The organism is Finegoldia magna (genome assembly GCF_018371055.1).
GTDB classification, from domain to species: Bacteria; Bacillota; Clostridia; order Tissierellales; family Peptoniphilaceae; genus Finegoldia; species Finegoldia magna_I.
On the sequence record NZ_JAGYZD010000094.1, the window covers coordinates 1 to 6,173 of the forward strand.

9 protein-coding genes are annotated in these 6,173 nt (G+C 30.8%); 8 read left to right on the forward strand and 1 reads right to left on the reverse strand.

From position 1 onward, the window contains the following. Positions 1-243 precede the first annotated feature (243 nt). Positions 244-570 (forward strand): DUF6110 family protein, encoded by a 327-nt coding sequence (locus KHW44_RS05270; RefSeq protein WP_002835036.1) that lies wholly within the window; start codon positions 244-246, stop codon positions 568-570. Continuing rightward, entirely contained in the window at positions 570-2,645 is a 2,076-nt protein-coding gene (locus tag KHW44_RS05275) for a heavy metal translocating P-type ATPase (protein WP_304066836.1), read from the forward strand. The genes KHW44_RS05270 and KHW44_RS05275 overlap by 1 nt, the downstream gene beginning before the upstream one ends. Positions 2,646-2,809: 164 nt before the next feature. On the opposite strand, the gene tpx is transcribed toward KHW44_RS05275, so the two are convergent. Then, on the reverse strand, positions 2,810-3,316 hold the full coding sequence (gene tpx / locus KHW44_RS05280; protein ID WP_094206001.1) for a thiol peroxidase: 507 nt from the start codon (positions 3,314-3,316) through the stop codon (positions 2,810-2,812). A gap of 85 nt (positions 3,317-3,401) precedes the next feature. Here tpx and KHW44_RS05285 point away from each other — a divergent pair, with 85 nt between their 5' ends. From KHW44_RS05285 to KHW44_RS05310, 6 genes are all read left to right on the forward strand, one after another. Next, positions 3,402-3,641 (forward strand): pro-sigmaK processing inhibitor BofA family protein, encoded by a 240-nt coding sequence (locus KHW44_RS05285; RefSeq protein WP_110057849.1) that lies wholly within the window; start codon positions 3,402-3,404, stop codon positions 3,639-3,641. Between the two features lie 95 nt (positions 3,642-3,736). After that, on the forward strand, positions 3,737-4,372 hold the full coding sequence (locus KHW44_RS05290; RefSeq protein WP_304066842.1) for a 50S ribosomal protein L25: 636 nt from the start codon (positions 3,737-3,739) through the stop codon (positions 4,370-4,372). Between the two features lie 50 nt (positions 4,373-4,422). Beyond that, positions 4,423-5,034 carry a dTMP kinase gene (gene tmk, locus KHW44_RS05295; protein WP_304066845.1) on the forward strand — a complete coding sequence of 204 codons (612 nt, stop codon included), beginning with the start codon at positions 4,423-4,425 and terminating at the stop codon, positions 5,032-5,034. Further along, positions 5,031-5,357, forward strand: coding sequence for a cyclic-di-AMP receptor (locus KHW44_RS05300; protein WP_002837271.1), 327 nt, complete (start codon positions 5,031-5,033; stop codon positions 5,355-5,357). The genes tmk and KHW44_RS05300 overlap by 4 nt, the downstream gene beginning before the upstream one ends. 8 nt (positions 5,358-5,365) lie before the next feature. Continuing rightward, on the forward strand, positions 5,366-5,638 hold the full coding sequence (locus tag KHW44_RS05305) for a cyclic-di-AMP receptor (protein ID WP_002835026.1): 273 nt from the start codon (positions 5,366-5,368) through the stop codon (positions 5,636-5,638). Beyond that, a partial coding sequence (locus tag KHW44_RS05310; RefSeq protein ID WP_304066850.1) for a DNA polymerase III subunit delta occupies positions 5,638-6,173 on the forward strand: 536 nt, incomplete at its 3' end. The genes KHW44_RS05305 and KHW44_RS05310, both read left to right, overlap by 1 nt.

A 6,173-nucleotide genomic window follows, 5' to 3' on the forward strand; every position in this document is an offset into this window, starting at 1 on the left:
ATGAATAATAGACCTAGAAAATGTATACAATATAAAACACCTAAAGAAGAACTTTTTGGTTTCTTACCATAGGTGTTGCATTTGATTTGACAATTAGTCTATTAAAAAGTAAAAAATCGAAGAAAACACTTATATTTTTAAGAAAAAAATTGTATAATAATGGTGAGATAGAATATAAAGAAATTGTAAATTTTATGTAAAAACTTACAAATATTTTAAGGTGTAAAATTATGGAGGTATATTATGATAAACAAAAAAATAATTAGCGTAGGTGCAGGAATAATAGCTGGAGCTATTGGTGGAAAAGTTTTGAATTCAAAGCTAGCTAAAAAAGCTGCTGTTAGTACAGTTGTTGGAGGATTAAAAGTTAAAGAATCTATCGATAAAACTGTTGAAAATATTAGAGTTTCTGCAGAAGATGTTATTGCAGAAGCAAAAGATGTAAAAGAAAGAGAAGAAAAAGAAGAAGCTAAGAAAAACGATGAAATGGACATCGAAAAAGTAGCTGAAGAACAAGAAGAAAAAACTGAAGAAAAAGTTGAAGATAAAACAGAGGAAGAAAATAAATAATGAGAGCGTCAATAGCCCACAGAATAAAGGGCAGATGCCGTTTTGTTTATGAAGATAATTTAAAAAAAGAAAATCTTAATAAACTTAAATATTGTATAGAAGAAGTTAGTGGAGTGAGATCATGTAAGATTTCACTTCTTACTAATTCTATTACTGTTAGTTATGATGAAAACTGTGTTTCGAAATTGGCGAAGTTTATTCTTGATTTAGATATGGATACAATTGAGAATACATCAATAGATAATGTAGATTTTCAAGCACAATCAGAAAATGATTTGTTTAATATTCTGAGAAATGCGATGTATCGAAGAATCTTTTTCAAATATATGCTTCCTGCTCCAATAGGAACAGTTGCATTGTTCTTTAGAGCTTATCCGTTTATAAAAAATGGTATTAAATCTTTACTCAATAGAAAACTAAATGTTGAATTGTTGGATGCAACAGCTATTTCTGTATCTCTTGCAACAAGACAGTTTGCAGATGCTGCGAATATTATGTTCTTGTTGGGATTAGGTGAAGAAATAGAAGATTATACAATGAAAAAATCTCAAGAAAATTTGGCACATTCTTTGGCATTGAATATAGATAATGTATTTGTCATTGAAAATGACGGAAAAATCATTAAAAATATTAAAGATGTTGAGATTGGAGATATTGTCGAAGTTGAAATGGGTAATAGTATTCCTGTTGATGGAAAAGTCATCAAAGGTGTTGCCATGGTTAACGAATCTTCATTCACTGGAGAATCAAATCCTGTCAAGAAAACGTCGGGTAGTGTTGTATTTGCTGGAACTGCAATTGAAGAAGGTTCTATTCTAATCGAAACGGCGAAAAAACACGATGATTCAAGATTATCTCATATTATCAGTTTGATTTCAGAAAGTGAAAAGAACAAGTCACTCGCTCAAAAGAAAGCTGAGAACACGGCTGATAGTCTTGTGAAGTATTCATTTATAGGCACAGCATTGACTTATTTATTCACAAGAAATCTTCAAAAAGCTAAGTCCTTCTTAATGGTGGATTTCTCATGTGCATTAAAATTAACTATTCCAATTGCCGTAATGAAGGCGATTAGTCAAGCATCTGAAGAAAAAATCCTTGTAAAGGGCGGAAAATATTTGGAAAACTTGTCTGAAGCAAATACAATCGTGTTTGACAAAACTGGTACGTTGACAAAATCTGAGCCAAGAGTAGCAAAAGTAATAGCTCTCGATAAAATTTCGGAAGATGAGTGTTTAAGAATAGCGGCTTGTCTTGAAGAACATTTCCCACATTCGATCGCTAAAGCTGTGGTTGAACACGCAAAGCATAAAAATTTGAAGCACGAAGAAATGCACTCTAAACCAGAGTACATTGTTGCTCACGGAATCAGAACTAAGATTGTTGACAAGGATGCCTTGATTGGATCTGAACATTTTATTCTTGATGATGAGGGAATAAAAATTAATGATGAAACAAAACAAATTATAGATAAATTAAAAGAAGATTATTCGCTATTGTACTTGGCATTTGCCGGTAGATTAATCGCTGTAATTTGTATTGAAGATCCTCTAAGAGATGAGGCTTGTGATGTTGTAAAATCATTGAGAGATTTGTCGTTTACAAACATCACGATGTTAACTGGCGATGCAGAAAATTCTGCTCACAGTGTTGCTTCACTATTGGATTTGGATTATTATCAATCACAAGTTTTACCTGAAGATAAGCAAAACTATATCTTGCAAGAAAAAGAAAAGGGAAATAAGGTTGTAATGATTGGCGATGGTATTAACGATTCTGTTGCATTATCTAGCGCAGATGTGGGAATTTCAATGCATCAAGGAGCAGATATTGCGAAGGAAATCTCGGATATTTCGATTGGATCAGACAGCCTAGAAGGGCTTGTTGATGTTGTAAAATTATCAAAAGCAATGAAAAAAAGAATTGATTCTGATTATAGACAAATCGTAGGATTCAATTCAACTTTGATAATATTAGGAGTTTTGGGAATATTGACCAATACTTCATCGGCACTCCTTCACAATTTATCAACGGTTATGATTGCCGGTAGAAATATGAATAAATACAAAATATAATTTAAATAAAAAAATCTCGTAATCGACAAATGTAATGCCTCTTTAAATCCGGACACGGAAATAAGGGGGCAGTACAAAATCGGTTACGAGATTTTTGTTTATTAATCTTTAATATTTTGTATACTTTTCGAAAGTATTATCAATTTTTTGTATGATATAATTTATTAAAGTGATTTTAAGGCTTCTATAGCTTTATCGTAATCAGGGTGATTTGTATTTTCTTTTACGTATTCAACGTATTTAACTTCGTTGTTTTCATCTAAAATTACAATACCTCTGTTAAGAAGACGGAATTCTTCCATAACGAAACCATACTTCAAACCAAAATCTAAATCTTTGTGATCGCTTAGGACTAATAGGTTGTCGATTCCTTCAGCTGCACAGAATCTTGATTGTGCAAATGGCAAATCACAGCTAATTGTAAATATAATTGTGTTGTCAAATTCACTAGCTTTTTTGTTGAATTCTTTTGTTTGGAATTCGCAAACGCCAGTATCAATTGATGGTACTACAGAAATTAATTTTTTCTTTCCATCGTAATCAGATAATTTTACTGGTTTTAATTCTGCGTTTAAGCAAGTGAAATCTTGCGCTTTATCTCCTACGTTTACTTTAGTTCCTAATAATGTCACAGGGTTGTTTCCAAATGTTGTTTCTTGTCTTTTGTCCATGTTATAGACCTCCTTATAATTTCATTTTCATTCAAATGGTATATACCCAAAAAATTATTTAAATAAACAAGAGGAGTTGATTTTAATGAGCACAGCTACAATTATTATTGTATTAATTAGCGTTGCGATTTTGGCGTTATTCTTTAAAATTTCTTTTAAATTGGGGATGCATGCCCTTTCTGGTTTTGTAGGAATTTTTATTTTAAATATTTTCTTAAGTTTTTTTAATATGCATATTCCATATAATTTGATTGATATGTTGATTGTCGGTATTTTTGGAGTTCCGGGATTGATTGTTTTATTTTTATATTATTTTGTTATCTAACAAGAAATTATCAACTAAAATATTAAATTTGTTGCGAAGAAATCACTTATTTGGTATAATTAATAGAGATTTTAGATTACTTAGGAGGAAAATAAATGACTAACTATAAATTAGATATGCAAAAAAGAGACAAAGTTGGCTCTAATGCAGTTAGAAAATTAAGAGTAAAAGAAATGGTTCCAGGAGTTATTTACGGAAAAGACTTAGAACCAATTAATGTATGTGTTGATGAAAAAGAATTAAGAAAAGTTCACTTAATGGCAGGAACTTCAAGCTTAATCGATGTTAAAGTTGATGGTGAAGATCACACTGTAATCATAAGAGAAGTTCAAAAGCATCCATTTAAAAATCAATATGTTCACGTTGATTTCAAAGCAATCAAAATGGGAGAAGTTGCAAACTTTACTATTCCAGTTGTATTAGAAGGAAGAGATGAAATCAGAGTTCAACCATCTGTATTGATGCAATTCTTGGAAGAAATCGAAATCGAATGTTTACCAAAGAACTTACCAAACGAAGCTGTTGTATCAGTTGTAGATATGCAAATTGGTGATACTTTCGAAGTAAAAGACTTGGATGTATTCAAAAATGCTGATATAAAAGTTCTTGAAGATGAAACAGAAGCAGTATGTTCATTATCTGAACCAAAAGAAGAAGTAATCGATGATGAAGATGAAGAAGTATCTGCAGATGTTCCAACAGTTGGCGAAACTGAAGAAGACGCAGAATAATAAATAGAAAAAACAAAGCGAGTTAACTCGCTTTTTTTATAGGATAAAATATGTTTATTACTTTCGAAGGTCCAGATGGCAGTGGGAAATCAACCATAATTAAAAAAGTTTACGATTATTTAATCGAAAATAATTACGATGTAATTAAAACTAGAGAACCTGGTGGAAGTCCCATTGCTGAAAAGATCAGAAATTTGATACTTGATACTGAAAACACCGAAATGGGTTATAGAACGGAAGCTTTGTTATATGCAGCTTCTAGGGCACAACATGTTGAAGAAACAATTCTACCTGCATTAAACGAAAATAAAATTGTTTTGTGTGATAGATTTCTTATATCTTCTCTCGCATACCAAGGTGTAGGAAGAGATTTAGGAATTGAAAATGTTAGGAAGATAAACGAATTTGCTATAAATGGAGTGTTTCCTGATTTCGTTTTGTTTTTCGATGTTGATCCTATTACTACTTTGAAGAGAAAATCTTCTTTGGATACGGCAGATAGACTTGAAAAAGAGGGTAATAATTTCCATGAAAGGGTATATAATGGATATAAAGAGATTCTAAATTCTGAAAAGAATATAGAAATTATTGATGCAACTCAATCTGTAGAAGACGTATTTAATCAATGTATAAAAGTTTTAAAAAGGAGAAATGTTTTATGAAACTAGTTGTTGCAATTGTTCAAGATCAAGATGTATATAATTTAAATGCAGATCTTACTGAAGCTGGTTTTAGAATTACAAAGTTGGCTTCAACTGGCGGATTTTTGAAGACAGGAAACAGTACTTTATTAATAGGTACTGAAGATGAAAATGTAGATAAATGTTTGGAAATCATTGAAAATGATTGCAAATCAAGAGAAACTACAACTTCAATGCTTTCTGTTAGTATGCCAGGAACTAACTACATATCATATCCTGTAGAGGTTATGGTAGGTGGAGCTACTGTATTTTTACTAGAAGTAGATAAGTATTTGAGATTTTAGGTGATTTTATGAAACTTATAGTTGTAATTATGGAAGATGACTTGAGTCATATTCTTTCAAAAGAATTGTTGGAGAATAAAATTTCTTCTACTAAATTATCATCAACAGGTGGTTTTTTGAAAAAAGGAAATACTACAATGTTGATAGGTACTGATGTGGAAAAAGAACAATCTATTTTAGATTTAATTAAAAAAGTATGTGACGAAAATGATATTGAGTCTGATAATGAATCAAAGGCTAATATTTTCGTTATGGATTTAGAGGATTTTAAAAAGTTTTAATGTTACCGAAAAACAAAACTTTGATAAATCAAGTCAAGAATAATAAAATTTCTAACCAATATTTACTATATGGTGAGAATTTAAACGAAATAAATTATGATGCTGAGGCTTTGATATACAATTTGCTCGTTAGTAACTCAAATTTGAAGTTGAAGTTTGACAGAGATAAGTTATCCGATCTGTTGGTTATAGAACCTGAGAAAAATTCTATAACCATAGACAAAATCAGAGATATTTCAAAATTTGTATCCACAAAGCCTTTTGAATCTAATGACAAGGTCGTGTTGATAAAACAGGCTGATTTGATGAGGACAGAGGCTTCTAACGCTCTTTTAAAAAATTTGGAAGAGCCAAAGCCTTTTGTGTATTTTATACTACTTACAGACAATAAGAATAAACTTCTCAAAACTATTATTTCAAGATGTCAAGTAATTAATTATCTAAGTGAAAGAGAAAATGAAGAATTTGATTATACCACAGCTTTGGACATTTTGGATAAATCTATGGGGCAAAATCTTCTTACAATGTTAGATTC

What these genes read in the sequence shown, in the direction of transcription:
- KHW44_RS05270 (WP_002835036.1), top strand. Translation starts at nt 244, where the DNA reads ATGATAAACAAAAAAATAATTAGCGTAGGTGCAGGAATAATAGCTGGA.
- KHW44_RS05275 (WP_304066836.1), top strand. Translation starts at nt 570, where the DNA reads ATGAGAGCGTCAATAGCCCACAGAATAAAGGGCAGATGCCGTTTTGTT.
- tpx (WP_094206001.1), bottom strand. Translation starts at nt 3,316, where the DNA reads ATGGACAAAAGACAAGAAACAACATTTGGAAACAACCCTGTGACATTA.
- KHW44_RS05285 (WP_110057849.1), top strand. Translation starts at nt 3,402, where the DNA reads ATGAGCACAGCTACAATTATTATTGTATTAATTAGCGTTGCGATTTTG.
- KHW44_RS05290 (WP_304066842.1), top strand. Translation starts at nt 3,737, where the DNA reads ATGACTAACTATAAATTAGATATGCAAAAAAGAGACAAAGTTGGCTCT.
- tmk (WP_304066845.1), top strand. Translation starts at nt 4,423, where the DNA reads ATGTTTATTACTTTCGAAGGTCCAGATGGCAGTGGGAAATCAACCATA.
- KHW44_RS05300 (WP_002837271.1), top strand. Translation starts at nt 5,031, where the DNA reads ATGAAACTAGTTGTTGCAATTGTTCAAGATCAAGATGTATATAATTTA.
- KHW44_RS05305 (WP_002835026.1), top strand. Translation starts at nt 5,366, where the DNA reads ATGAAACTTATAGTTGTAATTATGGAAGATGACTTGAGTCATATTCTT.